We start from the raw sequence: 26,938 nt of genomic DNA on the forward strand, positions 1-26,938 counted from the left end.
GTCAGATGCGAACGCCGACCGTCACCGGCTCGTTCACGAGCGTGACGCCGAAGGCCTCGTGGACGCCCGCGACGACCTCGCGGGCCAGGACGAGGAGGTCCTCGGTGGTGGCCTGGCCGCGGTTGGTGAGGGCCAGGGTGTGCTTGGTGGAGATCCGGGCGGGGCCGGTGCCGTAGCCCTTGGTGAAGCCGGCCTTGTCGATCAGCCAGGCCGCGCTGGTCTTCGTACGGCCCTCGCCCGCGGGGTAGGCGGGCGGGGTGGTGTCCGGGCCGAGGCGGTCCTGGGCGCGGGCGAGGAAGGCGGCGTAGGCCTCGTCGGTCAGGATCGGGTTGTGGAAGAAGGAGCCGGCCGACCAGGTGTCGTGGTCGGCCGGGTCGAGGACCATGCCCTTGCCCGCGCGCAGCCGCAGGACGGTCTCGCGGGCGGCGGCGGCCGGGACCCGGTCGCCGGCCTCGACGCCGAGGGCGCGGGCCGTCTCGGGGTACTTGATCGGGGCGGAGAGGCCGCCCGCGTCCTCCAGGGCGAAGCGCACGCGCAGGACGACGTACCGGTCGGGCTGGTCCTTGAAGGTGCTGTTGCGGTACCGGAAGCCGCACTCGGCGGCGGTCAGGGTGACCGTTTCGCCGCTGGTGCGGTCGTAGGCGACGACCTCGGTGATGGTGTCGCAGACTTCCTGCCCGTACGCGCCGACGTTCTGGATCGGAGTGGCGCCGGCCGAGCCGGGGATGCCGGCGAGGCATTCGATGCCCGCGAGGCCCGCCTCGACGGTACGGGCGACGGCGTCGCTCCAGTTCTCGCCGGCGGCCAGTTCCAGGCGGGTGCCGTCGAGGGCGTACCCGGTCGTCGCGATGCGCAGGGCGGTGCCGTCGAAGCCCTCGTCGCCGATGACCAGGTTGCTGCCACCGCCGATGACCAGCAGCGGAGTGCCGGCGGCGTCCGCCGCGCGGACGGCGTCGACGACCTCGGCGTCGGTGGTCGCGGTGACCAGCCGGGCCGCGGGGCCGCCGAGGCGGAAGGTGGTCAGCGGGGCGAGGGGGGCGTCGTGGAGTTCCTGCACGTGGACAAGAGTACGGTCCGCCCCCCTCGCATCCCGGCGGGGCACCTCAGTGGGCCTGCTCGCGCTCGGCCAGACGGCGCTCGGCCTCGGCCCAGGTGAGGGGGAGTTCCGAGGCGCGCACGCTCCAGAAGGTGAACTCGGATTCCTTCATGTGGGCGGCTGCGGCGCGGGAGCTGGAGCGGTGCGGCTCGCTGCCCGCGAAGCGGTAGAGGGCGTCCCGGTCCTCCCAGGCGGAGAGGGTGAGGAAGGTGCGGCGCAGGACCCGCGCCCGGAGGGCGACGCCGTGCGCGCCGGGAGCCTTGCGGATCTGCGCGATGATCCCGGGCGCCTTGAGGAAGAACTTGAAGGCTCCGAGGAGGGTGACGGTCTCGAAGCGGGAGGCCATGACGTAGACCTCGGCGTCGGGGGCGGGCTGGACGGGCGTGGACCAGGGGATGTCGGGCATGACGGGCGCTCCTTCGCGATGAGTCGTACGGAACTTCGTGCGCGGGCGGTGCTGCGGTCCCCCCGGCCGCGCCCGAGCGCGGCCCCGGCCGGCGAGCGGGGCCGGTGGGGTGGGGACCGGTGTGCCGGGGGGCTCAGCCGGAGACGGGCACCTTCCGGACGGCGGCCGCCTCGGACCCGGTCCCGGACCCGGCCCCGGGCTCCGGCGCGGGCCGCGGGCGGCTGCCCTTGCGCGGCACGAGCAGTGCGAACCCGGCGGCGAGGGCGACGGCGACGGCCCCGATCCACAGGGCGGGGACGGTCCCGTCGGTGAAGGCCTGCGGGGTCTCGTAGCCGCCCTGGGCGGAGAAGACGGAGGCGAGCACGGCCACTCCGAGGGCGCCGCCGACCTCGCGGAGGGCGTTGTTGGTGCCGGAGGCCTTGCCCTGGTCGGCGGGGCGCACGGTGGACATGAGCACGTTGGCGGCCGGGGCGAAGTAGAGGGCCATGCCGATCCCGCTCAGGATCAGGGCCGGCAGCTGGGCGGCGTAGGAGACGTCCGTGCTCAGGACCGCCGCGAACCAGCCGAGCCCGAGGGCCTGGAACGCCAGCCCGGCGGCGACGACGGGCCGCCCGCCGATCCGGTCGGAGAGGATCCCGGCGAGCGGGGCGACGATCATCGGCATGCCGGTCCAGGGGAGCATGCGCAGCCCGGCCTCGGTGGGCGAGTAGCCGGCGACGCCCTGGAGGAACTGGCTGAGCAGGAAGATCGAGCCGAACATCCCCAGGAACATCAGCAGGCTCGCGACGTTGATGCCGAGGAACCCGCGGTCACGGAAGAGCCGCATGGGGAGCACGGGGTTCGCGTGGCGGAAGCCGTGGCGGACGAAGGCGCCGATGAGCGCGCTGCCGGCGATGAGCCCGGTCAGGACGGGGGCGCTGGTCCAGCCTTCGGCATTGGCGTTGACCAGGGCGTAGACGATCCCGAAGAGGCCCCCGCTGATGAGCAGGGTGCCGGGGACGTCGAGCCGGGAGTCCGGCGCGGTGGACTCGGCGAGGCGCAGCCGGGCGAGGGGGATCAGGGCGAGGCCGACCGGCACGTTCAGCCAGAAGATCCACTGCCAGGAGACGTGTTCGGTGAGGCTGCCCCCGATCAGGGGGCCACTGGCGACGGCGAGCCCGGTCACGGCCCCGTAGATGCCGAGGGCCATGCCCCTGCGGGCGGCCGGGACGGCGACGGTGAGCAGGGTGAGGGTGAGCGGCATCATGATCGCCGCTCCGACGCCCTGGACGGCGCGGGCGGCGATGAGGGCGTCGATGCCGGGCGAGAGGGCGGCCGCGGCGGAGGCGGCCGTGAATATCCCGAGCCCGACGATGAAGAGCCTGCGGCGGCCGAAGCGGTCCCCGAGGGCGGAGCCGAACATGAGCAGGACGGCGAAGGTCAGCGTGTAGGCGTTCACCGTCCACTCCAGGTCCTCCAGCTTCCCGCCGAGGTCGGCGCGGATGGCGGGGAGGGCCGTGGTGACGACGAGGTTGTCGAGGGCGGCCATGAAGCTGGCGACCCCGGTGATGACGAGGGCCCAGACGGCGGGCCCTCGGAGGCCGGACCCCTGGACGGGCTCACCGGCCGGTGCGGTGACGGGTTCTGTGCTCACGATGTCCCCTGATCAGCTGTATTAGTGACTGATTACTAACTTTCGCGGGCAGACCGCAGCGGTGTGCGGTGCGGGGGTGGGGTGGGGGTTACGGGCGCTCGGCGGCTTGGGTGGACCCGGTGGTCTCGGCGGTCTCGGTGGTCTCGGTGGCCTCGTGGGCCTCGTGGGCCTCACCGCTGGAGGGCCAGCACCCTTGCCAGACCCGGTGGTCGGACGGGAATCCGAGGGCCGCGAGGGTGTTGATCAGCATTCCGTGAGCCATGAAGGCACCGGCCCGCTCGTTGTCCCCGCCGAGGGGCGCGCACACCGTGTCCCACAGATCCATCCAGCCGGCACGGACCAGCTTGCCGAACTCCGGCTCCCCCGCCGCCTCGGCGGCGGCCACGGTCACGTACACCTGGAGCTGCATCTGCAACTTGTCGGGCTGCTCGGCGATCAGCCGCCCGTACGCCTCCCCCATGGCATCGAGGGCCTCCTCGCCACTGAGCCCCTTGGCGGCCTCCTCGAAGACCAGCCTGATCTCCTCCATGCAGCGGGTGGTGGCCGCGAGGAAGATGGCCTGCTTGTTCGGGAAGAGCCGGAAGAGGTACGGCTGCGAGACACCGACGCGCTTGGCGATCGCCTCGGTGGACGTCCCGTAGTAGCCACCACGAGCGAACTCGTGCATGGCGGCCCGCACGACGCTCTCGCGCCGCTCTTCCGCACTCATCCTTGCCATGCCCTTAAGTTAGTGCTCAATCACTAACCTGGTCAAGGGGTGGGGGCGTGCTGGCGCTGGCGGGGTCGTGGGACGGCGGGGTCCTAGCTGGTCCGCGTCAGGGTGGGTTTGGTGGTTTCCCGTCAGTCTCATCGTCTCTCCGGGGTGGACCGGTCCCTCAAGGGCGCTCCCTGCGGTCGCGTCGCTACGCGATGGCCTTCGGCCACCCTTGACCGACCGCCCCACCCCGGAAAGCCGAAGACCGACGGGAACCCCCCAAAAGAACGGTCACGGGGAAGAGGGGGAGGAGCGGGTCTCTCAGGGACGAGACGAGGGGCCGGGGGTCGGCCGACCGGGCACACGGCCCCCTCGCGGCCCCTTCCGGGACCGGGCTGCAGGCTTACCCACCCGAAATGACGACCACAACGACCTGCGGAGCAGTCAGGCGCATCAGATCGCTACGCGCTCCTCTCGGCTTAGCGGCAGCGGCCCGTCTGGGGCTGGACATAGGCCGCAGGAGGCATCTGCGCCCGATGTCGTCTCAGCGGCCGACGACCGGCCGTGGTCACTCCTATGGGCAGTCTGGGGTCTTTCCTGCCAGCGGGTTGTCGCCGCAGGAGTACAGGCGGGCGGTAGCCGCACGTCAAGGGCCATGGATGGGCGTGTGGGCGGTCTATGTCCAGCCCCAGACGGTCGCCGGACGCTAAGCCGAGAGGAGCGCGTAGCGATCCGATGCGCCTGACTGCACGCCAGGCTGATCTGGTCGTCATTTCGGGTGGGTAAGCCAGGAGCCCGGTCCCGGAAGGGGCCGCGAGGGGGCCGAATGCCCGGCCTACCGACCCCCGGCCCCTCGTCTCGTCCCTGACGGGGCCGCTCCTCCCCCTCTTCCCCGTGACCGTTCTTTTGGGGGGTTCCCGTCGGTCTTCGGCTTTCCGGGGTGGGCCGGTCGGTCAAGGGTGGCCGAAGGCCATCGCGAAGCGACGCGACGACGAAGGAGGAGCGCCCTTGAGGGACCGGTCCACCCCGGAGAGACGATGAGACTGACGGGAAACCACCAAACCCTCCCCGATCCGGACCAGCTAGAACCCCGCCGCCCCCCGACCCCGACCGCCAGCCCGCCCTCAGGCCAGTCTGACCACCGCGCGGGACATGCCGAGGACCTTCTCGCCCGCGCTCCTCGCCGTCAGGTCCACCCGTACGCGGTTGTCGTCCAGCTTGGCGGCGACCTTCGCGGTGACCTCGATCAGCGCGCCCTTGTCGTCGTTCGGGACCACCACCGGCTTGGTGAAGCGGACTCCGTACTCCACCACCGCGCCCGGGTCGCCCGCCCAGTCGGTCACCACGCGGATCGCCTCGGCCATGGTGAACATGCCGTGCGCGATCACGTCCGGCAGTCCGACCTCCTTGGCGAACTTCTCGTTCCAGTGGATCGGGTTGAAGTCGCCGGAGGCCCCCGCGTAGCGGACGAGCGTGGCGCGCGACACGGGGAAGGACGCCGCCGGCAGTTCGGTGCCGACCTCGACGTCGGCGTACTGGATCTGGGCAGTCATCTCAGGCCTCCTCGGGGGCGCGGGACACGAGCTTGGTCCACGCCGTCACCACGTGCTCACCGGACGCGTCGTGGACCTCGCCGCGGATGTCGATGATGTCGTTGCCCGCCATCGACTTCACGGCCTCGATCGTCGACGTGACCGAGAGCCGGTCACCCGCGCGCACGGGACGGACGTACGCGAACTTCTGGTCGCCGTGCACGACGCGGCTGTAGTCGAGCCCCAGCTGCGGGTCGTCGACGACCTGGTTCGCCGCCCTGAACGTGATGGCAAACACAAAGGTCGGAGGTGCGATCACGTCGGGGTGACCGAGCGCCTTGGCCGCTTCCGGGTCGGTGTAGACGGGATTCTCGTCACCCACCGCGACCGCGAATTCGCGGATCTTCTCCCGGCCGACCTCGTACGGCTCGGTGGGCGGGTAGGTCCGCCCGACGAAGGTCTGGTCAAGGGCCATGGCTCACTACCTCCTGTTGAAACGACACAAGGCCGCCCCCCAATGACGGGGACGACCTCATGACGGTGCCTATATTCGAGACTTCGCCAGGATCAGCGGGTCTCGCGGTGCGCGGTGTGCGAGTTGCAACGCGGGCAGTGCTTCTTCATCTCAAGTCGGTCCGGGTTGTTACGCCGGTTCTTCTTGGTGATGTAGTTCCGCTCCTTGCACTCCACGCAGGCCAGCGTGATCTTCGGGCGGACGTCGGTGGCAGCCACGTGAGTGCTCCTTGACGGACTATGGGACGGATGAACGCATAAAAGAGTAGCCGATCGGGAGACCGACCCCGCAATCGGCTACTGGGTGTAGCGGCGACCGGACTTGAACCGGTGACACAGCGATTATGAGCCGCTTGCTCTACCGACTGAGCTACGCCGCTTTGATGAGATCCGTTCCCCACCCGAGGGTGGGGAACCTCTCTCACCAGAGCCCCAATGCGGAATCGAACCGCAGACCTTCTCCTTACCATGGAGACGCTCTACCGACTGAGCTATTGGGGCGAGCGATGAAGACATTACACGGTTGCCCGCCGATCGCCCAAATCCTTTGCGGGGACTGGGCTCGGGCCGGGGTCGGAAGGGATTCTTGATCACCGCCCGAGTGGCCTCCGGTCCGATTTCCGGGCTGTTTGTGGGCGGGCTCACACCGCGCCACCCCTCCACCAGCGCCACGGCCACACCACGTGCCCCGGCGGCCGTCACCCGCCCCCCTCCCCGCCCCGCCCCCGCACCCTCCCCCGGTCGCGCGCCGGGGCGGTCGTCCGCGCCGGGGCGCGCGGGCACCACACCGGTACGACTATTGCGCTCTTCCGCGAAGCGGGCAGTCCCGCGCCCTAGGCTCTGACCACGCTGCGTGATCTTGGGCCGCGGGCTGCGGCCACGGCACAGGAACCGCCCGAGCCACCGCAGGAGCGCGATGTCCGACAGCCAGCCGCAGCAGCCCTCCCACTCCCCGCGGAACCCGGCCGAAGGCCCCTCCCGCGCCCCCGCCGGCGGGGGCGCGCCCGAGGCGTCCGGCCTGCTGCTCGCCGGGGCCCGGCTCACGGACGGCCGCACCGTCGACGTGCGGCTCGGCGGCGGCCGGATCCAGGCCGTCGGCACCGCGGGCAGCCTGACCGCCCCCTCCCTGGCCCGGGTCGACCTGCGCGGCTACCTGCTGCTCCCCGCCCCCGCCGAACCGCACGCCCACGGGGACACCGCCCTGACCGCCGACGGTGAGGGGCCCGTCTCGTACGCGCCCGACGAGGTGCAGCGCCGCGCCACCGAGGCCGCTCTGCTCCAGCTCGGCCACGGGGCCACCGCGGTCCGCTCCCACGTACGGATCGGCGACGTGCACGGGCTCGGTCCCATGGAGGCCGTCCTCCAGGCGCGGCGGTCGCTGCGGGGGCTCACCGACCTGACGGCGGTGGCCGTACCCCGGCTGCTGACGGGGGCCGCCGGCGCCGACGGGCTGGCCATGCTGCGCGACGCCGTCAAGATGGGCGCGTCGGTGATCGGCGGCTGCCCCGACCTGGACCCCGATCCGACGGGCTTCGTCGAAGCGGTCCTGGAACTGGCCGCCGAGCACGGCTGCCCCGTGGACCTGCACACGGACGGTGACGACCCGGGCCGTCTCGCCCGGCTCGCGGCGATGGCCGGAGGGCTGCGCCCCGGGGTGACCATCGGCCCCTGCGGCGGCCTGTCGCGGCTCCCGCTGGACGTGGCCGCCCGGGCCTCCGACCAGCTCGCGGCGGCCGGCGTCCGGGTGACCTGCCTGCCCCAGGGCGACTGTGCGGCCCTGGAGCGCCGCGGCCTGCGCACGGCCCCCGTACGCCTGCTGCGGTCGGCCGGGGTCCGCGTCACGGCCGGCAGCGGGGCGCTGCGGGACGCCGGCAACCCGGTCGGGCGGGGGGACCCGCTGGAAGCGGCGTACCTGCTGGCCTCCCAGGGCGGGCTGCGCGCGCCGGAGGCTTACGCGACGGTCAGTACCGCCGCCCGGGAGGCGATGGGGCTGCCCGAGGTGCGGGTGGAGGCGGGGTTCCCGGCGGAGCTGCTGGCCGTGCGTGGGGACCGGATCGCCGGGGTGCTGTCGCTGGCGTACAGCCGGATCGTGATCCACCGGGGGCGTGTCGTAGCCCGTACGAGTGCCGTACGGGAGTACTGCGACTCGGCGGTCGCGGTGGCCCTGGACCTGCCCCGGCAGGGCCGTACGGAGCCGGGTCCCTGAGGCGTCCGGCGGGCGTTCGCGGGCGTCGGAGCCCGGCTCGACGTACGGTCGGGACATGCGCATCGTCATCGCGGGTGGACACGGTCAGATCGCGCTGCGGCTGGAGCGCCTGCTCGCCGCGCGCGGGTACGAGGTCGCGGGCATCATCCGCGATCCGGCACAGGGCGACGCCCTCAGGGAGGCGGGCGCCGAACCGGTGCTGTGCGATCTGGAGTCGGCTTCCGTCGAGCACGTGGCGGGCATCCTGCAGGGCGCGGACGTCGCGGTGTTCGCCGCGGGGGCCGGTCCCGGCAGCGGTGTCGGGCGGAAGGAGACCGTGGACCTCGGTGCGGCGACGCTGTTCGCCGACGCGGCCGAACGGGCCCGGGTGCGGCGCTTCCTGATGGTCTCTTCGATGGGGGCGGACGCGCGGCACGAGGGCGACGAGGTGTTCGACGTCTACCTGCGGGCGAAGGGCGAGGCCGACGAGTACCTCCGGACCCGGCTGGGCCTGGAGTGGACGATCCTGCGGCCCGGTTCGCTGACCGACGACGCGGGGACGGGCGCGGTGCGCCTGGAGGCGCGGACGGGCCGCGGGTCCGTCCCGCGCGACGACGTGGCGGCGGTGCTGGCCGAGCTGGTGGAGACGCCGGCGACGGCGGGACTGACCCTGGAGCTGATCTCGGGCTCCACCCCCGTGTCGGTGGCCGTCAAGGACATGGCGGGCAACTGAGCCGGCGCTGAGCGGGCGTCAGAAGTCGGCGTCCAGCCGGTCGTCCGAGCGTCCGACGGAGTCCTGCTGGAACTGCTTCTCGTAGGCCTGCCGGATCTTTTCGACGCGTACTCCGCGCTCCTCGGCCTCCTTCTCGGGGTAGAGCAGGATCACCTCGTACGAGGTCTCGCGGATGGTCGTGCCGTCCGCGCCGCGCCACTGGCCGCGGCCGTCCTGGAGGGTGAGGCCCTCGGGGAAGGCCGGGGTGATCTCGTGGTCGAGGAAGCCCGTGAACTCCTTTTCCGTCACGGGCTCGCGGCCGTCGGGGCGCTGCGTGCCGAAGTACAGCCGGGTCTCCCGGTACGGCTCTCCCACCGGGGTGTGCAGCGCGGCCCCCACCAGCGCCGGGATGCCGGCGCCGAGCAGGGCGAGCAGGACGCCGCCCCCGACCTTTCCACGTGTGTCCGAAGTCCATGTCACGGCCGGTGAACGACCGGACGCTCCCATCGGTGCGCGGGAGGCGCCCGATAGGGTCACCCGGATGTCGGCCGCAGGGGGCGGGCGTACGAGGCACCGGGGCGGGGTCATGGGTGACGGGGACTGGCGGGTCAGCGCGGCGGAGGGCGGCCGGCTCGCCGCCCGGTGGTGGAAGTGGGCGCTGTCCGCGCCGCTCGACCGGAGCCCCGTCAGCGACACCACGGGGGCGTACGCCGGGTGGCGGCAGCCCGAGGACCTGTGGTTCCTCGCGGGGACCTACGGCGGCCGGGTGGTGCGGCGGTGCAGCGTCCCGGCGGGGCGGCGGCTGTTCTTCCCGGTCCTGAACACGCAGCGTCCGGCGGTGCCGCTGGTGACGAAGCCCTGGCGGCTGGAGGTGACGCGGGCGTCGGCGGCGGTGAACAGCCTTCCGCTGACGGTGAGCGAGTTCACGTCGGGGACGTTCCAGTTCATGGGGATACCGAGGACCGCGTGGGGTCTGTGGTGCGCTCTGGAGCCGCTCCCGGCGGGTCAGTTCGTGCTGGAGATCGAGGCCGCGGCTGCGAGCGGCTTCTGGGTCGACACGACCTACCACCTGACCGTGACCGACACGCCCTGAGCGGTGCCTCCGCCTCCGGCGGGCCCGGTGTCCCCGGGATATGCGAAGAAACCCCCGCCTGCTGCGTTTCCGCAGATGAACGGGGGTTCCACTCGCGTGGCGACGCCAGGATTCGAACCTGGGTAGGCTAAGCCGACGGATTTACAGTCCGCTCCCATTGGCCACTCGGGCACATCGCCATGGGTTGTCGCCCAGTTCCTCCGCCTTGCGGCGTTGTTCTGCGGCAACGACGTAAACAATACCCGATGTGCGGGGGTGGTCCGCCACCGGATTGATCAGCGCCCCACGCGGGTGCGGTGGCTAGGCTTTGCCGAGCGGGCCGGGGATGTCCGGCCGCGCCCTCCGGGGCACATCACAGCCGACTTCAAGGAGCCACAGCACATGGCCGACTCCAGTTTCGACATCGTCTCGAAGGTCGAGCGGCAGGAGGTCGACAACGCCCTCAACCAGTCCGCGAAGGAGCTCTCGCAGCGCTACGACTTCAAGGGCACGGGCGCGTCGATCGCCTGGTCCGGCGAGAAGATCCTGATGGAGGCGAACTCCGAGGAGCGCGTCAAGGCCGTCCTCGACGTGTTCGAGACCAAGCTGGTCAAGCGCGGGATCTCGCTCAAGGCGCTGGACGCCGGCGAGCCGCAGCTGTCCGGCAAGGAGTACAAGATCTTCGCGACGATCGAGGAGGGCATCTCCCAGGAGAACGCCAAGAAGGTCGCGAAGATCATCCGTGACGAGGGCCCGAAGGGCATCAAGGCCCAGGTCCAGGGCGAGGAGCTGCGCGTCAGCTCCAAGAGCCGCGACGACCTCCAGGCCGTCCAGGCGCTGCTCAAGGGCAAGGACCTGGACTTCGCGATCCAGTTCGTGAACTACCGCTGATCGGCGGGTCCGGCGGCTTCGGCCCGTCCGTACGCCGCTGAGTGAACCCCGAGGGCACGACGGGGGCAGATCGCCGGGGAGGCTCCCGGCGGCCGCCCGCGTCGTGCCCTTCGCCGTGGGCGCTCGCAGGGTGTGTGCGGGGCGTGAGCGGCGCGTGCTCCTCTGCGGGCCCCCTGTGATCACTAGGCACGGGCGGGTGCGCCCACCACGCTGGGTGAACCGTCCATCACCTTACGCAGGGGGTTCTCGCATGCCTGGGGCCGGCACGTTCCGCCAAGACTTCGCGGCGTCGGTGGTCGTCGCGCTGGTCGCGCTTCCGCTTTGTGTGGGGGTGGCCGTCGCCTCCGGGGTACCGGCCGAGCTGGGGATCGTCACCGGGGTCGTCGGCGGACTGGTCACCGGCTGGTTCCGCGGGAGTTCGCTCCAGGTGAGCGGGCCCGCGGCCGGGCTCACCGTGCTGGTCTACGAGGCGGTGCGGGCGTACGGGCTGCCCGCGCTCGGGGTCCTGGTGCTGGCCGCCGGGCTGTTGCAGCTGGGCATGGGGATGCTGCGGCTCGGGCGGTGGTTCCGGGCGATCTCCGTCGCCGTCGTGTACGGAATGCTGGCCGGGATCGGGCTCGTGCTGATCGCCGGGCAGCTCTACGCCCTGGGCGGTGTGACCGCGCCCGGGCACACCCTGGCCAAGCTGGGCGGGGTTCCCGGGCTCGCGGCGGGGGCCGACTGGGCCGCCGTGGCGCTCGGCGGAGCGACCATCGCCGTACTGGCGGCCTGGCCGATGGTCCCGGCGCGGCTGCGGATCGTGCCGGGGGCGCTCGTCGGGGTGGCGGCCGCGACCGCGGTGGCCGCGGTGCTCAACCTGCCCGTCGAGAAGGTGCGGGTGACGGGGGTGCTGGAGGCGGTGGCGCCGCCCGGCTGGGCCGACTTCGGGGTGCTGGCCTCCGTGGGAGCCGTCGGCACCGTGATCGCGCTCTCGCTGATCGCCTCCGCCGAGACCTTGTTCAGCGCGGCCGCCGTCGACCGGATGCACGAGGGGCCGAGGACCGAGTACGACAAGGAACTCATCGCCCAGGGCGTGGGCAACAGCGTCTGCGGGATCCTCGGGGCGCTTCCGATGACCGCCGTCATCGTCCGCAGCGCCGCGAACGTGGAGGCCGGGGCCCGCACCCGGGCCTCCCGGGTACTGCACGGGGCCTGGCTGCTGCTCTTCGCCGTGGCCTTCCCCCAGCTGCTGGAGATCGTCCCGCTCGCCGCGCTGGCCGGTGTGCTGCTGCACGCGGGCTGGAAGCTGCTGCCGGCGCGTGCGGTGGCCGGGCTGTGGCGCACGCACCGGGGCGAGGCCGTGGTCCTGCTGGTCACGGCGTCGGCGATCGTGGTCACCAACCTCTTCGAAGGGGTGCTGATCGGTTTGGGACTCGCCATCGCCAAGGCGGCCTGGGAGACCTCCCACGTGCACATCGAGGAGGTCTGGGAGGGCGGGGAACTGTCCGTGCGGGTCGTGGGGAACGCCAGCTTCCTGAGGCTGCCCAAACTCCTCGACGCCCTGGACGCGCTGGACGCCCTGCCGGACGGGAAGCCGGTCCGGCTCGACCTGAGCGGGCTGCGGCACATGGACCACGCCTGTCTGACCGCCTTGGAGGGGTGGGAGCGCAAGCGGGCGCCGCTCCCCGGCCGCGAGGGCGTCATCTAGTGCGGCTACCCTCCGCCCGTGACCCACGACTTGAAGCGCACCCTCGGAGTTTTCGACGCGGTCGTCGTCGGCCTGGGGGCGATGGTGGGCGCGGGCATCTTCGCCGCCCTCGCCCCGGCGGCCCGCGCGGCGGGCGGCCTGCTGCTCGCCGCCCTGCTGGTGGCGGCCGTCGTGGCCTACTGCAACGCGCACTCCTCGGCGCGGCTCGCCGCCCGGTACCCGTCCTCCGGCGGGACCTACGTGTACGGGCGCGAGCGGCTCGGCCCGTTCTGGGGGCACCTGGCCGGCTGGGCGTTCGTGGTCGGCAAGACGGCCTCCTGCGCGGCGATGGCCCTGACCGTCGGCGCCTACGCCTGGCCGGAGCGGCAGCACGAGGTGGCCGTGGCCTCGGTGGTGGCGCTGACCGCGGCGAGTTACGGCGGGGTGCAGAGGTCCGCCCGGATCGCCCGGCTGATCGTGGCGGCCGTACTGGCGGTGCTGGCTGGGGTCGTGGTGGCGTGCCTGACCTCCGGTACGGCCGACGCGGGACGCCTGTGGGGCGAGGGCGGGGGCGGGCCCGCCGGGCTGCTCCAGGGCGCCGGGCTGCTGTTCTTCGCCTTCGCCGGCTACGCCCGGATCACCACCCTGGGCGAGGAGGTGCGCGATCCGCAGCGCACGATCCCGCGCGCGGTGCCGCTCGCCCTGGGGATCGCCCTGTTCGTGTACGCCGCCGTGGCCGTGGCGGTCCTGTCGGTGCTCGGTGCCGACGTGTTGGCGGGGTCCACGGCCCCGCTGGCCGACGCGGTGCGCGCGGCCGGACGGCCCGAACTGGCTCCCGTCGTCCGGGTGGGCGCGGTCCTGGCCGCGCTGGGCTCCTTGCTGGCCCTGGTGCTCGGGGTGTCGCGGACCGCGCTGGCGATGGCGCGGGACGGTCATCTGCCGCACGCGCTGGCCGCCGTACATCCCCGGCATCGGGTTCCGCACCGCGCGGAGCTGGCGGTGGGCACGGTGGTGGCGGTGCTCGCGGCGACCACCGATCTGCGGGGCGCGATCGGTTTCTCCTCCTTCGGAGTGCTGGCCTACTACGCGATCGCGAACGCCTCCGCGTGGACTCTCGGTTCAGGTGTCAAGGGGCGGGCCGTGGCAGCGGTCGGGCTGTCCGGCTGTGTGGTGCTGGCCTGCGCGCTACCCCTCGGGGCGGCGGTGTCGGGGGCGGCCGTACTGGCCCTGGGCGCACTGGCCTACGGGGTGCGGAGCCGGTTCCGGTCCGCTGTCTGAGCCCGGTCCGCTGCCTGAGCCCGGACCGATCACGTGGAGGTCAGGGGCGCGGGACGTACGGGGGGGCGCGGCGGAGCCCGGTATGAGCTCGGACCGGGCGCTCTTCCCGGCGGCGGGCGGGGGCTTCCCTGGCCCGCGCGCGGGGGTGCCTAAGCGGTCTGTGACTTGCACCGGCAACTGCTCGTATTCGTTCATGCGTTCATGGTGCCGCACGCCGCCGACAGCCGTCCGGACCTGTGGATAACCCTCGGTCCGGACGGCCTCGGCGGTGGTCACCGGGAGGCGAAGGGGGCGTCCGTAGGGACGATCTCGCGGCCGAGCGGGAGCAGGGAGAGCGGGACCATCTTGAAGTTGGCGATGCCGAAGGGGATGCCGATGATCGTGACGCAGAGCGCGATGCCGGTGACGATGTGGCCGATGGCCAGCCACCAGCCGGCCAGGACCAGCCACAGGACGTTGCCCACGCACGAGCCGGCGCCGGCGTCGTGGCGTTCGACGGTGGTGTAGCCGAAGGGCCAGAGGGCGTACACGGCGATGCGGAACGCCGCTATGCCGAAGGGAATGCCGATGATCGTGATGCAGAGGATCAGGCCGGCCAGGCAGTAGCCCAGGAACAGCCAGATCCCGCTGAGCACGAGCCAAATGACGTTGAGGATGGTTTTCACTGACTGCGGCCTGCCATCTGTTCGAGCCGGGCGATGCGCTCGGCCATCGGGGGGTGGGTCGAGAACATCTTGGACAGTCCCTCGCCCGGCCGGAAGGGGTTGGCGATCATCATGTGGCTCGCCGTCTCGATGCGCGGCTCGGCGGGCAGCGGGAGCTGTTTGGTGCCGGCGTCCAGCTTGCGCAGGGCGCTGGCGAGGGCGAGCGGGTCGCCGGTGAGCTGGGCTCCGGAGGCGTCTGCCTCGTACTCGCGCGAGCGGCTGATGGCGAGCTGGATCACGGACGCGGCCAGCGGGCCGAGGATCATGATCAGCAGCATGCCGATGAGGCCGGGGCCCTCGTCGTCGTTCGACCGGCCGATCGGGATCAGCCAGGCGAAGTTCACCAGGAACATGATCACGGAGGCCAGGGCTCCGGCGACCGAGGAGATCAGGATGTCCCGGTTGTAGACGTGGCTCAGCTCGTGGCCGATCACCCCGCGCAGCTCGCGTTCGTCGAGGATGCGCAGGATGCCCTCGGTGCAGCAGACCGCGGCGTTGCGCGGGTTGCGGCCGGTCGCGAAGGCGTTGGGCGCTTCGGTGGGCGAGATGTAGAGCCGTGGCATGGGCTGGCGCGCGGACGTGGAGAGCTCGCGCACCATGCGGTACAGATCGGGGGCCTCGAACTCGCTGACGGGGCGGGCGCGCATCGCGCGTAGAGCCAGCTTGTCGCTGTTCCAGTACGCGTAGGCGTTCGTCCCGAGGGCGACCACGACGGCGACGATCAGGCCGGTCCGTCCGAAGAGGCTTCCGATGACGATGATCAGTGCGGACAGTCCGCCGAGGAGTACGGCGGTCTTGAGCCCGTTGTGCCGGCGGTGCACGGTACGCCCTCCAAGTGGTGCGGCAGGGGGGACCCCGTCCAGGTCTGAGGGTCTTACGGTCCAGTGGACCCTCCCTTCCTGGTCAACGCCAGATGGGGCCGTACGGTTCCCAGGGCGCGGCGGGGCCGCCGCCCCTGCGGGCGGGGGCGGCGGGCGGCGGCGGGCGTTGGGCCGTGCGGGTGAACCCGCCCGGGCTGCGGTCCGGGCTACTGCGGGAAGAGGCTGCCGGAGGCGAAGCGGAGGGCCAGCTCGGGGGCGCCGGATAGGACCACGGCGGTGATCGCGGTGAGCGCGATCGCGGCGGTGACCGGCCAGGGGACCTTCGCCGCGGCGGGCCGTTCGGCGGGGGCCCCTTCCTCGGGGGTGCGGAAGAGGAGGGCCGTCCAGCGCAGGTAGTAGTAGAGGGCGATGACGACGTTGGCCGCCATGACCACGGCGAGCCAGCCGAGCCCGGCGTCGACGGCGGACCGGAAGACGGTGACCTTCGCGAAGAGGCCGATGATGCCCGGCGGGAGTCCGGCGAGGCACAGCAGGAAGAAGCCCAGGGCGAGGGCGGCGATGGGGCGCTCGAAGTAGAGGCCGCGGTAGTCGGCGATCCGGTGGAGCGGCTTCGTCCGGGCGACCAGCGCGGCCACGGAGAAGGCGCCGAGGTTCACGGCGGCGTACATCAGCGCGTAGGCGATGGTGGAGCCGATCTGGTCGCGGTCGGAGTACGCGGCCGCCGCGATCGGGACCAGCAGGTAGCCGGCCTGGCCCACGGACGACCAGGCGAGGAGCCGTACGGCGCTGTTCGGGCGGTCCGGGGACTGGCGCAGGGCGGCGGCGTTGCCGATCGTCATGGTGAGCGCGGCGAGGACGGCCAGCGCGGGGCCCCAGATGTCGGAGTACGCGGGGAAGGCGATGACCGTGACGAGGATCAGGCCGGTGAAGCCGACGGCCTTGCCGATGACGGAGAGGTAGCCGGCGATGGGCAGCGGGGCGCCGACGTAGGTGTCGGGGACCCAGAAGTGGAAGGGGACGGCCGCGGTCTTGAAGGCGAAGCCGACGAGGGTGAGGGCGACTCCGGCCATGGCGAGGGTGTCGAACCGCGCGGGGACGTCTTCGAGGCGGTCGGCGACCTGGGTGAGGTGCAGGGTGCCGGTGGCGGCGTAGACGAAGGCGACGCCCATCAGGGACACGGCGGTGGCGGTGACCGAGGACAGGAAGAACTTGAGGGCGGCCTCGGAGGAGAGCCGGTCGCCGCGGCGCATGCCGACGAGGGCGAACGCGGGCAGGGAGGCCACTTCGAGGGCGACGATCAGGGTGGCGAGGTCGCGGGAGGCGGGCAGCAGGGCCGCGCCCGCGGCGGAGGAGAGCAGCAGGAACCAGTACTCGCCGGCCGGCATGCGGGTCTCGCGGACGGCGGTGACCGACAGCAGGGCGGTGACCAGGGCGCCGGCGAGGACCAGGAACTGGACGACGAGCGCGAAGTGGTCGGCGGTGTAGCTGCAGGCGGCGGGGTCGCCGGTGAGGCAGAAGGTGCTGCGGTCGCCGGCGCGCAGGGGCAGCAGGGCGGCGGTCGCGGCGGCGAGGCCGGCGACGGAGATCCAGCCGAGGAGCGGCTTGCGGCCTTCCGGCAGGAACAGGTCGGCGACCAGGACGAGCAGGGCCACGGCGGCGGGGACGACCACGGGGGCGATCGCGAGCCAGTCGACGGACTGGACGAGGCTGGGGGTCTCGGCGGCGAGGACCGTCAGGGCCGTCATGAGTTGCCTCCTGCGAGGAGCTTCTGGACGGCCGGGTCGGTGAGGCCGAGGAGGACCGCGGGCCACAGGCCGGCGAGGACGGTGAGGGCGACGAGCGGGGTCCAGGCGGCGAACTCGTAGCGCTGGACGTCCGCGAGGGTGGTCTCGGGGCCGGACTGGGGGTCGCCCATGCAGACGCGCCGTACGACGATCAGCAGGTAGGCGGCGGTGAGCAGGGTGCCGAACGCGCCGACGGCCGTGTAGGTGAGGAAGGCCGGGCGGGACAGGCCCTCGGCGGGGTCGAAGGCCCCGAACAGGGCCAGCATCTCGCCCCAGAACCCGGCGAGGCCGGGCAGGCCGAGGGAGGCGACGGCGGCGAACGCGAGGAGCGCGCCGAGGCGGGGGGCGCGGCCGTAGAGGGCGGCGCCGGTGGCTCCGGCGAGGGTGTCGAGGTCGGCGGTGCCGTAGCGGTCCTTGAGGGCGCCGACCAGGAAGAAGAGGAGGCCGGTGATCAGGCCGTGGGCGATGTTCGCGAAGAGGGCGCCGTTGACTCCGGTGGGGGTCATCGAGGCGATGCCGAGGAGGACGAAGCCCATGTGGCCCACGGAGGAGTAGGCGATGAGGCGCTTGAGGTCGCCCTTGTTGCCCTTGCGGGCCAGGGCGAGGCAGGCGAGGGATCCGTAGACGATGCCGACGGCGGCGAAGGCACCGAGGTACGGGGCGAAGGTGCGCATGCCGTCGGGGGTGACGGGGAGCAGGATGCGCACGAACCCGTACGTGCCCATCTTCAGCATGACGCCGGCGAGGAGGACGGAGCCGACGGTGGGGGCGGCGGTGTGGGCGTCGGGGAGCCAGCTGTGGAGCGGCCACATCGGGGTCTTGACGGCGAGTCCGATGCCGATGGCGAGGACGGCCAGGAGTTGGGTGGTGCGGGTCAGTTCGCGGCCGTTGTCAGAGGCGAGTGCCACCATGTCGAAGGTGCCGCTGTTCAGTCCGATCAGGAGGAGACCGAGCAGCATGACGACGGATCCGAGGAGGGTGTACAGGATGAACTTCCAGGCGGCGGCCTGCCGCTGAGCGCCGCCCCAGCGGGCGATGAGGAAGTACATCGGGATGAGGACCATCTCGAAGGCGAGGAAGAAGAGCAGCAGGTCGAGGACGGCGAACGTGGCGAGCGTGCCGGATTCGAGGACGAGCAGCAGGGCGACGAAGGCCTTCGGGGAGGGCCCTTCGGGGAGCTTGTGGTAGCTGTACACCGCGCAGAGGAAGAACAGCAGCGCGGTCATCAGGAGGAGGGGGAGCGAGATGCCGTCGACGCCGAGGTGGATCCGGATGTTCAGCGCCTGGATCCAGCTGATGTCCGTCGTCGCCTGGAAGCGGGACGGGGCGTCGTGGTCGAAGCCCAGGGTGAGGGCGAGGGCCGCGGCGAGGATGACACCGGTGACGGTCACGCCGTGGCGGAGCACGGCCTGTTCGGGGCTCTTGCCCTTGAGTCCGGGCGGCGCCGGCAGGAGGGCGGCGACGGACCCGAGGAGCGGTGCGGCCACGATGAACGCCAGAAGGAACTGCATCACGGACGGGCTGATATCAATCACGGCTGACTCACGGCTCACGATCCGGCGTTGACGTTGGCGAGGACGGCGGTGGCGATCGCCAGGACCACGGCGCCGGCGAGCAGGGCGCTCAGGTAGCTCTGCACGTTGCCGGTCTGGGCGCGGCGTACGAGGCTGCCGAGCAGCCGGGGGGCGGCGCCCGCGCCGTTGACGTACGTGTCCACGACCTCGCGGTCGAGGAAGCGGACCAGGCTCGCGGCCCCGCGGACGGGGCGGACGAAGAGGCGGTCGTAGACGGCGTCGAGGTGGAAGCCGTCGGCGGCGTGGCGGTGCAGGGGGCCGAGGAGGGCGCGCCCGGGGTCGGGGGCGGGGCCCGCCGGGACGGCGGGGTGCTCGTGGGCGACCTCCGCGACCTCGGGGGTCTCGGCGGCGGACTCGGCGGCGGCGGTCGCGGCGGACACGGTCGCGGTGACGGCGGCGTTCTCCGCTCCGGCAGCGGCGGCGGCGGGGCCGACGGCTGCGGGGGCGGTCGCGAGCCGGGCCGTGGCGCGCTGCCAGAGGCCGTAGGTGAGCAGTACGCCGATGAGGGCGGCGCCCGTGCCGAGGAGCGAGGTGGTCAGCGTCGGGGTGAGCTGCCTGCCGTCGAACCAGTCGCCGAGGGGGCCGGCGGCGAGGCCGAAGCCGACCGTGGGGACGGCCAGTACCCACAGCACGCCGGTCATGGCGACGGGTTCCCTGCCGTGGTCGGGGGCGGCGGCGCCCCGGCCGCGGAAGGCCATCAGCCACAGCCGGGTGGCGTAGGCGGCCGTGAGCAGGGCGGTCAGCACGCCGGCGACCAGCACGAGCCAGCCGGCCGCGGTGGGCGCGAGGTCGGAGTGTCCGGTGGCGGTCTGCTCGGCGGCGACGAGGACGGCTTCCTTGGAGAAGAAGCCGGAGAAGGGCGGGATCGCGGCGAGGGCGAGCAGGGCGAGCGTCATCGTCCAGAAGGCGTCGGGGATGCGCTTGGGCAGGCCGTCCATGCGGGACATGGCGGCGAGGGAGTTGGTGCCCGCCGCGTGGATGATCACGCCGGCGCCGAGGAAGAGGAGTGCCTTGAAGGCGCCGTGGGACAGGAGGTGGAAGACGGCGGCGTCGCGGTCGCCGACGGCGAGGGCTCCGGTCATGTAGCCGAGCTGGCCGACGGTGGAGTAGGCGAGGACCCGCTTGATGTCGTCCTGGGCGAGGGCGGCGAGGGCCGAGCCGATCATGGTGACGGCCGCCATGACGGCCATGACCACCAGTGCGGCGCGGGACGCCGCGAAGACGGGCAGGAGGCGGGCGATGAAGTAGACGCCGGCGGCGACCATCGTCGCCGCGTGGATCAGCGCCGAGACGGGGGTGGGGCCGGCCATGGCGTCGGGCAGCCAGGTGTGCAGCGGGAACTGCGCGGACTTGCCGGCGACTCCGGCGAGGAGGAGCAGGGCGATCAGCGTCGGGTGGTCGAGTCCGCCCGCGGCGACGGTGTCGAGGATCTTGGTGATCTGGAAGGACCCGGCGTCCGTGGCGAGCGCGAACAGGCCGATCAGGAAGGGGACGTCGCCGAGCTTGGTGACGAGGAACGCCTTCAGGGAGGCGGAGCGGGCCGCCTCGGTCTCCCAGTAGTGGCCGACGAGGAAGTAGGAGCAGATGCCCATGACCTCCCAGCCGACCAGCAGCACCATCAGGTCGCCGGAGTAGACGACGAGCAGCATCGCGGAGGTGAACAGGGAGACGAGCGCCGCGTACGAGGGGTAGCGCGGGTCGTCGCGGAGGTACGCCGTCGAGTAGAGCTGGACGCAGGTGGCGACGACGCCGACGAGGACGGCGACGAGTGCGGCGAAGCCGTCGATGTTCAGGGAGAGCTCGATCGGCACGGAGCCGGTCGGGGTGAGCTCGGTGGCGGTGTTGATGGTCTTGCCGCCGCCCTGGCGGACGGCGACGAGCACGGCCAGTACGGCGGCGCCCAGGGTCGGCAGCAGTGCGAGCGGCCGGACGAAGCCGGGGGCGGTGCGGCCGAGGAGCAGGCCGGCGACCGCGCCCAGGAAGGGGAGGAGCGGGACGAGGACCGCGAGGGTCGTGGTGCTCACGCGGCGACCTCCGGCCGGGCGGTGGTGTCGTCGGTGCGGCCCGGTTCGTGACCCTCGGCGGTGTCACGGAGCTTGTCGACGTCCGAGGTGCCGCGGTTGCGGTACACCATGAGCACGATCGCCAGGCCGATGCCGATCTCGGCGGCGGCGATGGCGATCGTGAAGAGAGTGAGGGCCTGGCCGGCGTGGAGGGCGTCGCGCAGCCAGACGTCGAAGGCCACCAGGTTGAGGTTGACGGCGTTGAGCATGAGCTCGACGGACATCAGGACCAGGATGGCGTTGCGGCGGGCGAGCACTCCGTAGAGGCCGGTGGCGAAGAGGAGGGCCGCCAGTACGGCGGGGTAGGCGAGGTGCATCAGCGCTTCCCCTTCCGGTCGCCGGAGTCGGCGGGGTCGGCGGTGTCGGCGGTGTCCTGGGTCGCGGCGGCCGCCGCGTCCTCGGCGGGGGTGTTCCTGCGGGAGAGCACGATGGCGCCGATCAGGGCGGCGAGGAGGAGGACGGAGAGCGCCTCGAAGGGCAGCACCCAGTGCTGGAAGAGGATCTCGCCGGACACCTTGGTGGAGCCCTGGGCGGGGCCGTCGAGGTCGATCCAGGTGGTGCGGAAGGCGTCGACGACCACCCAGACGAGTGCTGCGCCCGCGGTGGCGGCGACGCCGAGGGCGACCCACCGGTTGTTGGAGTCGGCGTCCGGGGAGCGGCCGATGGGGGCCTTGGTGAGCATCAGCCCGAAGAGGAGGAGGACGACCACGGAGCCGAGGTAGATCAGCACCTGGACCCAGGCGATGAACTCGGCGGTCAGCAGCAGGTACTCGACGGCGATGCCGCCGAGCGCGACGACCAGCCACAGGGCGGCGTGCACGAGCTGCTTGGTGGTGACGGTGATGACGGCCGCGCCGAGGGTGGCGAGGCCGACGAGGAGGAAGGCGATCTCGACGCCGGTCGGCGAGAGGAAGCCGGGGCCGGCGGTGGCGGCTGCGGCTGCGGCTGCGGCCAGGGTGGCGGCGGGGCTCACGCGTCTCCCTCCGGGGTGGTCGTGGGTTCGTCGCCGACGGCCGCCTCTGCCGCGGCCGCGGCGGCAGCCGCCGCTTCGGCCTTCTCCACGGCCTTGCGGGCGGCGGCGATCTCCTTGGGCTCTTCGGCGGCCGGGTCCAGGGCGGGCGGCGCGGGCACCGTCCACATCCACTCGCGGAGCTTGTCGCGCTCGTGGACGAGGTCCTGGATGTCGGTCTCCGCGTACTCGAACTCCGGCGACCAGAAGAGGGCGTCGAAGGGGCACACCTCGATGCAGATGCCGCAGTACATGCAGAGCGAGAAGTCGATGGCGAAGCGGTCGAGGACGTTGCGGCTGCGCTCGCGGCCGCCGGGGGCGGCGGCGGGGACCGTCTCCTTGTGGGAGTCGATGTAGATGCACCAGTCGGGGCACTCGCGGGCGCACAGCATGCAGACCGTGCAGTTCTCCTCGAACAGGCCGATGACCCCGCGGCTGCGGGGCGGGAGCTCGGGCTGTACCTCGGGGTACTGGGCGGTGTGCGCGCGCTTGGTCATCGTGCGCAGGGTGACGGCCAGGCCCTTGGCGAGGCCGGATCCGGGAACCGGGGACATTACTGGATCGCCACCTTCACGATGCCGGTGAGCGCGATCTGGGCGAGCGCGAGGGGGATGAGCACGGTCCAGGCGAGCTTCTGGAGCTGGTCCTCGCGCAGTCGCGGGTAGCTCACGCGGAGCCAGATCACGACGAAGGCGAGGACGGCGACCTTGAGGAGGGTCCAGACCCAGCCGAGGTCGTCACCGCCGAAGGGGCCGTGCCAGCCGCCGAGGAAGAGGACGGTGGTGAGGGCGCAGAGGACGACGATGCCGGCGTACTCGGCGAGCAGGAACAGCGCGAAGCGCAGGCCGGTGTACTCGGTGTACGCGCCGAAGATGATCTCGGAGTCGGCGACGGGCATGTCGAAGGGGGGCCGCTGGAGTTCGGCGAGGCCGGCGACGAAGAAGACGAGCGCGCCGGTGATCTGCCAGGGCAGCCACCACCATGCGAAGGCGTCGACGATGCCGGGCAGGGACACGGTCCCGGCGGCCATCGCGACGGAGGCGGCGGCGAGCAGCATGGGCAGCTCGTACGCGAGGAGCTGGGCGGCGGTGCGGAGGCCTCCGAGGAGGGAGAACTTGTTGGCGGAGGCCCAGCCGGCCATGAGGGAGCCGAGGACTCCGACGCCCATGACGGCGAGCGCGAAGAAGAGTCCCGCGTCGATGACCTGGCCGACCGCGCCCTCGCCGGGTCCTACGGGGATGGCGAGGAGGACGAGGAGGTAGGGCAGCAGCGCGACGGCGGGGGCGAGCTGGAAGATCCGCCGGTCGGCATTGGCCGGGACGATGTCCTCCTTCTGCGCGAACTTCACGCCGTCGGCGACGAGCTGGGCCCAGCCGTGGAAGCCGCCGGCGTACATGGGGCCGAGGCGGCCCTGCATGTGGGCCATCACCTTGTGCTCGGCCTGTCCGACGACGAGCGGGAGCACGAGGAAGACGGCGAAGACGACGATCAGTCGCAGGGCGACGTCGAGGACGTCGTTCACGCGTCTCCTCCGGTGGTGTCGGGATCTGGATCCGGGTCGGTCTCGGGCCTTGCCTTGGGCTCGGGCCCTGACTGGGGCTCGGGCCCTGCCTTGGGCTCGGGCTCGGGGGTGGGCGGGGCGCCCCGCGGTCCCGGTGGCTCCTTGAAGGCGGGCTTCGGGTCGTGCCAGGGCGCGTCCGCGCTGCGCGGGGCGGGGCGTCGGCGCGGCCCGGCCTCCGGCCCCGGCGCGGGGGCCTGGGTGGCGGAACCGTCCGAGGCCGAGCGGGTACGCCGGGGCGGCCGGGCGGGAGCCGGGGCGTCCGAAGCCGGGGCGGCCGGGGTCGGCGCGTCCGACGCAGGAGCGTCCGACGCAGGCACGGCCGAAGTCGGGGCCGCCGGGGTCGCCTGGCTCGCGGAGCCTTCCGCGACCGAGCGGGTTCGGCGGGGCGGACGGGGCGGGGTTCCGGCAGCCGGGGTCGGCGCGTCCGACGCAGGAGCGTCCGACGGAGGCACGGGCGGAGCCGCCGGGGGCGTCTGGCTTGCGGAGCCTTCCGCGACCGAGCGGGTCCGGCGGGGCGGACGGGGCGGGGTTTCGGCAGCCGGGGTCGGGGCGTCCGAAGCCGGGGCGGTCGGGGTCGGCGGGGTTTCGGGCTGGGTGGCGGAGCCCTCCGCCACCGAGCGGGTCCGGCGCACGGGGGCGCCCTCGCGCGGGGTGCGGGCTGCGGCGGCGCCGGCGGCGCGCGGGGTGCGGGCGGGACGGGCCGGGGCCGGCGGGAGCTGGCCCTTCAAGGGGCCCCAGTCGTTCGGGTCGGGTACGCCGGGCGGCAGCATCTGGCGGCGCTTCGGGGCGTCGGGGTCGTGGGCCTCGCCCGGCTCCTTGGCGCCGGGCCAGGCCTTGGCGACGCGTGCGGCGAGGACGAAGTCCTTGCGCAGCGGGTGTCCCTCGAAGTTCTCCGGGAGGAGGAGCGGCACGAGGTTCGGGTGGTCGGTGAAGGTGACCCCGAACATCTCGAAGGTTTCCCGCTCGTGCCATTGCGCGCCGGCGTAGACGGCGACGGCGGAGGGCAGGGAGGGGGCGGCGTGCGGGACGGTCGTGCGTAGCAGCAGGCGGCGTACGCGGTGGTTCTCCAGGGAGACGACGTGTGCGCAGATGCGGAAGCCGGTGCCCGGCTCGTCGACCGCGCTCAGCCAGTCGAAGTAGGTGCAGCCCAGCTTGTCGCGGGCGATTTCGAGCGAGGGGATCCAGGAGCCGACGGGGACGTCGACGGTGAGGACCTCGTACGCGAACGAGGCGACGGCCTCGGCTCCGAAGATCGTCGGGGCGGCGTCGGGGAGGGAGTCGTAGAGGTTCACGCGCCGGCTCCCGGGGTGGCGGGCGGGGGTGTGACCAGGCCGCTGGTGAGCTGGGTGACGGAGGGGGACGCGGCATAGCGTTCCGCGAGGGACTCCCTGGCGATCTTCTCCTGGAGCTTGAGGATGCCCTGGAGGAGGGCCTCGGGGCGCGGCGGGCAGCCGGGCACGTACACGTCGACCGGGATGATCTGGTCGACGCCCTTGGTCACCGAGTACGAGTCCCAGTACGGGCCGCCGCAGTTGGAGCAGGCGCCGAAGGAGATGACGTACTTCGGTTCCGGCATCTGCTCGTAGAGCCGCTTGACGGCCGGGGCCATCTTGTCCGTGACGGTGCCCGAGACGATCATCAGGTCGGCCTGGCGGGGGCCGGGCGCGAAGGGGATCACACCGAGACGGATGAAGTCGTGGCGGGCCATCGACGCGGCGATGAACTCGATCGCGCAGCAGGCGAGGCCGAAGTTGAAGACCCACAGGCTGTAGCGGCGCCCCCAGTTGAGGACCACCTTCATCGGTTCCGGGGCGAGGCGGGAGAGGACTCCCAGGCGCTTGGGTTCCGGGAGCAGCCGGCCCTCGGCGGGGCTCTCGGCGGGGCTCTCGGCCGGTGTCACGTCCATTCGAGGACGCCCTTCTTGTACGCGTAGAGCAGGCCGACGGCCAGGAACCCGAGGAAGATGAACATCTCGACGAGGGTCGTGGCGCCGTAGCCGGCGGCGGCGAACACGGTCGCCCAGGGGAACAGGAAGATCGAGTCGACGGCGAAGATGACGTAGAGGAACGCGTAGACGTAGTAGCGGACCTGGGTGTGGGCCCAGCCCTCGCCCACGGGGTCCACGCCGCACTCGTAGGTCAGCAGCTTCTCGGGGGTCGGGACGACGGGCCGCAGCAGGCGGCCGGCGCCGAAGGCGACGGCGACGAAGAGCACGCCGAGGACGGCGAGGAGCCCGACGACCGAATAGCTCCGGAAGTAGTCCGCCGCGAGCACGGTCACGGTCGATACCGTTGGGTCGGGCACGTCCGTTTCCTCGCTTCTCGGCCACTGTCGACGGTGTGGATGATCTGGTACGGACGGGAGTCTAGGGCCTGGGCCCGGCGGGGTGGGGTTATCCCCCGTTCACTGGCGCCTGGTCACCCCATGGCATCGGGGCCGCGCAATTGGCAGGCTGGGGCGCATGACAGTGAACGATCAAGCCTCGCTTCCTCCGGTGCGCCCCGCCTTCGACGCGGTGACGTGGAAGGAGATCGCGTACCTGCTGAGCAACTTCCCGGCGGCGCTGATCGGTTTCGTTTACACGGTTGTCATGATTTCGCTGGCGGGTGGTCTGTCGGTGACCGCGATCGGTCTGCCGTTGCTCGCATGCGTGCTCTACGGGTCACGGCAGCTCGGGAAGATCGATCGTGCGCGGGCGCGGAGCCTGCTGGGCGTACGGGTGGACGAGCCGACTCCGCTGCCCGGTCCGAAGCGGTCGGGCGGGTTCTTCCCCTGGCTGTGGGCCGGCCTGAAGGACCCGGTGGCCTGGCGGACGGTGCTGTACGAGCTGGTCAGGCTGCCGTGGGGGGTGCTGACGTTCACCGTCGCGCTGACGGGGCTGTTCGTGCTGTGGCCGGTGCTTCCGTGGGTGACCCGGGCGCTGTCGAACGTGGACCGGGCGATGGTACGGGGCCTGCTGTCGCCCTCCGACGAGCTGGAACGGCGCATCGCGGCGCTGGAGTCGGGCCGCGGGGTGGTCGTGGACACGGCGGCGGCGGACCTGCGGCGCATCGAACGGGACCTGCACGACGGGGCGCAGGCGCGGCTGGTGGCGCTGGCGATGGGGCTGGGTCTGGCGAAGGAGAAGCTGCTGGAGGACCCGGAGGGGGCGGCGGCGATGGTCGACGAGGCGCACGGCGAGGTGAAGCTGGCCCTCCAGGAGCTGCGGGACCTGGCGCGGGGCATCCACCCGGCGGTGCTGACGGACCGGGGGCTGGACGCGGCGCTGTCGTCGGTGGCCTCGCGGTGCGTGGTGCCGGTGAAGGTGGCGGTGGACCTGCCGGGGCGGCCGGCGGAGGCGATCGAGGGGATCGCGTACTTCGTGGTGTCGGAGCTGCTCCAGAACGTGAGCAAGCACGCGGGGGCGCGGGGTGCGAGCGTCGAGGTGTGGCGGGCGGGGAAGCGGCTGCTGATCCGTGTCTCGGACGACGGGCGGGGCGGGGCGCGGCTGTCCGGGGGCACCGGGATGGCGGGCCTGGCGGAGCGGCTGGGGGCGGTGGACGGGGTCTTCGTCGTGGACTCCCCCGAGGGCGCGGGCACGGTGGTGACGGCGGAACTGCCCTGGCGCGACCGCGGGTAGCCCTTGCCGGGCGCTGAACGGGACCCCGTCCGGGCCGGGCGGGGTCCCGGCGCGTCCCGGGCCGTCCTGCCCGGGCCCTGCCGAACCCTGCCGGGCGCTGCACGTGACCCCGTCCCGGGCCCTTC

At 72.5% G+C, this 26,938-nt stretch carries 27 protein-coding genes and 3 tRNA genes; 7 read left to right on the forward strand and 23 right to left on the reverse strand.

Annotated features, from left to right (window positions below; genetic code table 11):
- Window position 1: 1 nt before the first annotated feature.
- The 9 genes from ABZZ17_RS02415 to ABZZ17_RS02455 form a co-directional block, all read right to left on the reverse strand.
- Complete coding sequence (locus ABZZ17_RS02415; protein WP_356871052.1) at window positions 2–1,102, reverse strand: UDP-N-acetylmuramate dehydrogenase; 1,101 nt, start codon at window positions 1,100–1,102, stop codon at window positions 2–4.
- A 1-nt stretch (window position 1,103) separates the two neighbouring features.
- The gene (locus ABZZ17_RS02420) at window positions 1,104–1,502 is read right to left on the reverse strand and encodes a DUF3291 domain-containing protein (RefSeq protein WP_356871054.1); all 399 of its coding nucleotides are present in this window, start codon (window positions 1,500–1,502) and stop codon (window positions 1,104–1,106) included.
- Window positions 1,503–1,635: 133 nt separating this feature from the next.
- A complete protein-coding gene (locus ABZZ17_RS02425) occupies window positions 1,636–3,051 on the reverse strand; it encodes a DHA2 family efflux MFS transporter permease subunit (RefSeq protein WP_356871160.1) in 1,416 nt (471 codons plus the stop codon).
- A 172-nt stretch (window positions 3,052–3,223) separates the two neighbouring features.
- On the reverse strand, window positions 3,224–3,853 hold the full coding sequence (locus ABZZ17_RS02430) for a TetR/AcrR family transcriptional regulator (RefSeq protein WP_356871056.1): 630 nt from the start codon (window positions 3,851–3,853) through the stop codon (window positions 3,224–3,226).
- Window positions 3,854–4,953: 1,100 nt separating this feature from the next.
- Window positions 4,954–5,382 (reverse strand): MaoC family dehydratase, encoded by a 429-nt coding sequence (locus tag ABZZ17_RS02435; protein ID WP_356871058.1) that lies wholly within the window; start codon window positions 5,380–5,382, stop codon window positions 4,954–4,956.
- 1 nt (window position 5,383) lies between these two features.
- The gene (locus tag ABZZ17_RS02440) at window positions 5,384–5,836 is read right to left on the reverse strand and encodes a MaoC family dehydratase N-terminal domain-containing protein (protein ID WP_356871060.1); all 453 of its coding nucleotides are present in this window, start codon (window positions 5,834–5,836) and stop codon (window positions 5,384–5,386) included.
- A 92-nt stretch (window positions 5,837–5,928) separates the two neighbouring features.
- On the reverse strand, window positions 5,929–6,093 hold the full coding sequence (gene rpmG, locus ABZZ17_RS02445; protein WP_003956487.1) for a 50S ribosomal protein L33: 165 nt from the start codon (window positions 6,091–6,093) through the stop codon (window positions 5,929–5,931).
- Window positions 6,094–6,181: 88 nt separating this feature from the next.
- Window positions 6,182–6,254 (reverse strand) — tRNA-Met (locus tag ABZZ17_RS02450).
- A 48-nt stretch (window positions 6,255–6,302) separates the two neighbouring features.
- Window positions 6,303–6,375 (reverse strand) — tRNA-Thr (locus ABZZ17_RS02455).
- Window positions 6,376–6,790: 415 nt separating this feature from the next.
- Between ABZZ17_RS02455 and ABZZ17_RS02460 the strand changes: the two genes are divergently transcribed.
- Together ABZZ17_RS02460 and ABZZ17_RS02465 are read left to right on the forward strand one after the other, a co-directional pair.
- Entirely contained in the window at window positions 6,791–8,080 is a 1,290-nt protein-coding gene (locus tag ABZZ17_RS02460; protein WP_356871062.1) for an amidohydrolase family protein, read from the forward strand.
- Between the two features lie 55 nt (window positions 8,081–8,135).
- Window positions 8,136–8,792, forward strand: a complete 657-nt coding sequence (locus ABZZ17_RS02465) for an SDR family oxidoreductase (RefSeq protein ID WP_356871064.1) — start codon at window positions 8,136–8,138, stop codon at window positions 8,790–8,792.
- 18 nt (window positions 8,793–8,810) lie between these two features.
- Here ABZZ17_RS02465 and ABZZ17_RS02470 read toward each other — a convergent pair whose 3' ends face one another.
- Window positions 8,811–9,251 carry a DUF3574 domain-containing protein gene (locus ABZZ17_RS02470; RefSeq protein WP_356871066.1) on the reverse strand — a complete coding sequence of 147 codons (441 nt, stop codon included), beginning with the start codon at window positions 9,249–9,251 and terminating at the stop codon, window positions 8,811–8,813.
- 61 nt (window positions 9,252–9,312) lie between these two features.
- Between ABZZ17_RS02470 and ABZZ17_RS02475 the strand changes: the two genes are divergently transcribed.
- Window positions 9,313–9,864 carry a hypothetical protein gene (locus tag ABZZ17_RS02475; protein WP_356871068.1) on the forward strand — a complete coding sequence of 184 codons (552 nt, stop codon included), beginning with the start codon at window positions 9,313–9,315 and terminating at the stop codon, window positions 9,862–9,864.
- 97 nt (window positions 9,865–9,961) lie between these two features.
- Here the strand turns inward: ABZZ17_RS02475 and ABZZ17_RS02480 are convergent.
- Window positions 9,962–10,043, reverse strand: a tRNA-Tyr gene (locus tag ABZZ17_RS02480).
- A 202-nt stretch (window positions 10,044–10,245) separates the two neighbouring features.
- Between ABZZ17_RS02480 and ABZZ17_RS02485 the strand changes: the two genes are divergently transcribed.
- The 3 genes from ABZZ17_RS02485 (at window position 10,246) to ABZZ17_RS02495 (ending at window position 13,678) form a co-directional block, all read left to right on the forward strand.
- Window positions 10,246–10,734 carry a YajQ family cyclic di-GMP-binding protein gene (locus tag ABZZ17_RS02485; protein ID WP_356871070.1) on the forward strand — a complete coding sequence of 163 codons (489 nt, stop codon included), beginning with the start codon at window positions 10,246–10,248 and terminating at the stop codon, window positions 10,732–10,734.
- Window positions 10,735–10,984: 250 nt separating this feature from the next.
- Window positions 10,985–12,421: a SulP family inorganic anion transporter gene (locus ABZZ17_RS02490; protein WP_356871072.1), complete on the forward strand. Its 1,437-nt coding sequence runs from the start codon at window positions 10,985–10,987 to the stop codon at window positions 12,419–12,421.
- Window positions 12,422–12,439: 18 nt separating this feature from the next.
- Window positions 12,440–13,678: an amino acid permease gene (locus tag ABZZ17_RS02495; RefSeq protein WP_356871074.1), complete on the forward strand. Its 1,239-nt coding sequence runs from the start codon at window positions 12,440–12,442 to the stop codon at window positions 13,676–13,678.
- A gap of 272 nt (window positions 13,679–13,950) precedes the next feature.
- Here ABZZ17_RS02495 and ABZZ17_RS02500 read toward each other — a convergent pair whose 3' ends face one another.
- The 12 genes from ABZZ17_RS02500 to ABZZ17_RS02555 all read right to left on the reverse strand — a co-directional run bounded on the left by ABZZ17_RS02500 (window position 13,951) and on the right by ABZZ17_RS02555 (window position 25,498).
- Entirely contained in the window at window positions 13,951–14,343 is a 393-nt protein-coding gene (locus ABZZ17_RS02500; protein ID WP_356871076.1) for a YccF domain-containing protein, read from the reverse strand.
- On the reverse strand, window positions 14,340–15,203 hold the full coding sequence (gene htpX / locus ABZZ17_RS02505) for a zinc metalloprotease HtpX (protein WP_356871078.1): 864 nt from the start codon (window positions 15,201–15,203) through the stop codon (window positions 14,340–14,342). Before htpX ends, ABZZ17_RS02500 begins: the two co-directional genes overlap by 4 nt.
- A 206-nt stretch (window positions 15,204–15,409) precedes the next feature.
- Window positions 15,410–16,948: an NADH-quinone oxidoreductase subunit N gene (locus tag ABZZ17_RS02510; RefSeq protein WP_356871080.1), complete on the reverse strand. Its 1,539-nt coding sequence runs from the start codon at window positions 16,946–16,948 to the stop codon at window positions 15,410–15,412.
- Window positions 16,945–18,498 carry an NADH-quinone oxidoreductase subunit M gene (locus ABZZ17_RS02515; RefSeq protein ID WP_356871162.1) on the reverse strand — a complete coding sequence of 518 codons (1,554 nt, stop codon included), beginning with the start codon at window positions 18,496–18,498 and terminating at the stop codon, window positions 16,945–16,947. The genes ABZZ17_RS02510 and ABZZ17_RS02515 overlap by 4 nt, the downstream gene beginning before the upstream one ends.
- A 38-nt stretch (window positions 18,499–18,536) precedes the next feature.
- Complete coding sequence (locus ABZZ17_RS02520; protein ID WP_356871082.1) at window positions 18,537–20,585, reverse strand: NADH-quinone oxidoreductase subunit L; 2,049 nt, start codon at window positions 20,583–20,585, stop codon at window positions 18,537–18,539.
- Entirely contained in the window at window positions 20,582–20,941 is a 360-nt protein-coding gene (gene nuoK, locus ABZZ17_RS02525) for an NADH-quinone oxidoreductase subunit NuoK (protein ID WP_356871084.1), read from the reverse strand. Before nuoK ends, ABZZ17_RS02520 begins: the two co-directional genes overlap by 4 nt.
- Window positions 20,941–21,597 carry an NADH-quinone oxidoreductase subunit J gene (locus ABZZ17_RS02530; RefSeq protein WP_356871086.1) on the reverse strand — a complete coding sequence of 219 codons (657 nt, stop codon included), beginning with the start codon at window positions 21,595–21,597 and terminating at the stop codon, window positions 20,941–20,943. The genes nuoK and ABZZ17_RS02530 overlap by 1 nt, the downstream gene beginning before the upstream one ends.
- Window positions 21,594–22,187 (reverse strand): NADH-quinone oxidoreductase subunit I, encoded by a 594-nt coding sequence (locus ABZZ17_RS02535; RefSeq protein WP_356871088.1) that lies wholly within the window; start codon window positions 22,185–22,187, stop codon window positions 21,594–21,596. Before ABZZ17_RS02535 ends, ABZZ17_RS02530 begins: the two co-directional genes overlap by 4 nt.
- A complete protein-coding gene (locus tag ABZZ17_RS02540; protein ID WP_356871090.1) occupies window positions 22,187–23,155 on the reverse strand; it encodes a complex I subunit 1 family protein in 969 nt (322 codons plus the stop codon). The genes ABZZ17_RS02535 and ABZZ17_RS02540 overlap by 1 nt, the downstream gene beginning before the upstream one ends.
- On the reverse strand, window positions 23,152–24,486 hold the full coding sequence (locus tag ABZZ17_RS02545) for an NADH-quinone oxidoreductase subunit C (RefSeq protein WP_356871092.1): 1,335 nt from the start codon (window positions 24,484–24,486) through the stop codon (window positions 23,152–23,154). Before ABZZ17_RS02545 ends, ABZZ17_RS02540 begins: the two co-directional genes overlap by 4 nt.
- Complete coding sequence (locus ABZZ17_RS02550) at window positions 24,483–25,100, reverse strand: NADH-quinone oxidoreductase subunit B family protein (protein ID WP_356871094.1); 618 nt, start codon at window positions 25,098–25,100, stop codon at window positions 24,483–24,485. Before ABZZ17_RS02550 ends, ABZZ17_RS02545 begins: the two co-directional genes overlap by 4 nt.
- The gene (locus ABZZ17_RS02555) at window positions 25,091–25,498 is read right to left on the reverse strand and encodes an NADH-quinone oxidoreductase subunit A (RefSeq protein WP_030163040.1); all 408 of its coding nucleotides are present in this window, start codon (window positions 25,496–25,498) and stop codon (window positions 25,091–25,093) included. Before ABZZ17_RS02555 ends, ABZZ17_RS02550 begins: the two co-directional genes overlap by 10 nt.
- Window positions 25,499–25,655: 157 nt before the next feature.
- Between ABZZ17_RS02555 and ABZZ17_RS02560 the strand changes: the two genes are divergently transcribed.
- Entirely contained in the window at window positions 25,656–26,813 is a 1,158-nt protein-coding gene (locus tag ABZZ17_RS02560) for a sensor domain-containing protein (protein ID WP_356871096.1), read from the forward strand.
- The last annotated feature ends 125 nt before the right edge of the window (window positions 26,814–26,938 follow it).

Origin of the sequence: Streptomyces sp. NPDC006512 (assembly GCF_040611935.1) — a bacterium.
GTDB lineage: Bacteria > Actinomycetota > Actinomycetes > Streptomycetales > Streptomycetaceae > Streptomyces.

Excerpts from the sequence above, each read along its gene's own strand:
- ABZZ17_RS02420 (WP_356871054.1), bottom strand. The coding sequence starts at position 1,502 with ATGCCCGACATCCCCTGGTCCACGCCCGTCCAGCCCGCCCCCGACGCC.
- ABZZ17_RS02430 (WP_356871056.1), bottom strand. The coding sequence starts at position 3,853 with ATGGCAAGGATGAGTGCGGAAGAGCGGCGCGAGAGCGTCGTGCGGGCC.
- ABZZ17_RS02435 (WP_356871058.1), bottom strand. The coding sequence starts at position 5,382 with ATGACTGCCCAGATCCAGTACGCCGACGTCGAGGTCGGCACCGAACTG.
- ABZZ17_RS02440 (WP_356871060.1), bottom strand. The coding sequence starts at position 5,836 with ATGGCCCTTGACCAGACCTTCGTCGGGCGGACCTACCCGCCCACCGAG.
- ABZZ17_RS02460 (WP_356871062.1), top strand. The coding sequence starts at position 6,791 with ATGTCCGACAGCCAGCCGCAGCAGCCCTCCCACTCCCCGCGGAACCCG.
- ABZZ17_RS02465 (WP_356871064.1), top strand. The coding sequence starts at position 8,136 with ATGCGCATCGTCATCGCGGGTGGACACGGTCAGATCGCGCTGCGGCTG.
- ABZZ17_RS02475 (WP_356871068.1), top strand. The coding sequence starts at position 9,313 with ATGTCGGCCGCAGGGGGCGGGCGTACGAGGCACCGGGGCGGGGTCATG.
- ABZZ17_RS02485 (WP_356871070.1), top strand. The coding sequence starts at position 10,246 with ATGGCCGACTCCAGTTTCGACATCGTCTCGAAGGTCGAGCGGCAGGAG.
- ABZZ17_RS02490 (WP_356871072.1), top strand. The coding sequence starts at position 10,985 with ATGCCTGGGGCCGGCACGTTCCGCCAAGACTTCGCGGCGTCGGTGGTC.
- ABZZ17_RS02510 (WP_356871080.1), bottom strand. The coding sequence starts at position 16,948 with ATGACGGCCCTGACGGTCCTCGCCGCCGAGACCCCCAGCCTCGTCCAG.
- ABZZ17_RS02515 (WP_356871162.1), bottom strand. The coding sequence starts at position 18,498 with ATGCAGTTCCTTCTGGCGTTCATCGTGGCCGCACCGCTCCTCGGGTCC.
- nuoK (WP_356871084.1), bottom strand. The coding sequence starts at position 20,941 with ATGCACCTCGCCTACCCCGCCGTACTGGCGGCCCTCCTCTTCGCCACC.
- ABZZ17_RS02535 (WP_356871088.1), bottom strand. The coding sequence starts at position 22,187 with ATGTCCCCGGTTCCCGGATCCGGCCTCGCCAAGGGCCTGGCCGTCACC.
- ABZZ17_RS02550 (WP_356871094.1), bottom strand. The coding sequence starts at position 25,100 with ATGGACGTGACACCGGCCGAGAGCCCCGCCGAGAGCCCCGCCGAGGGC.
- ABZZ17_RS02560 (WP_356871096.1), top strand. The coding sequence starts at position 25,656 with ATGACAGTGAACGATCAAGCCTCGCTTCCTCCGGTGCGCCCCGCCTTC.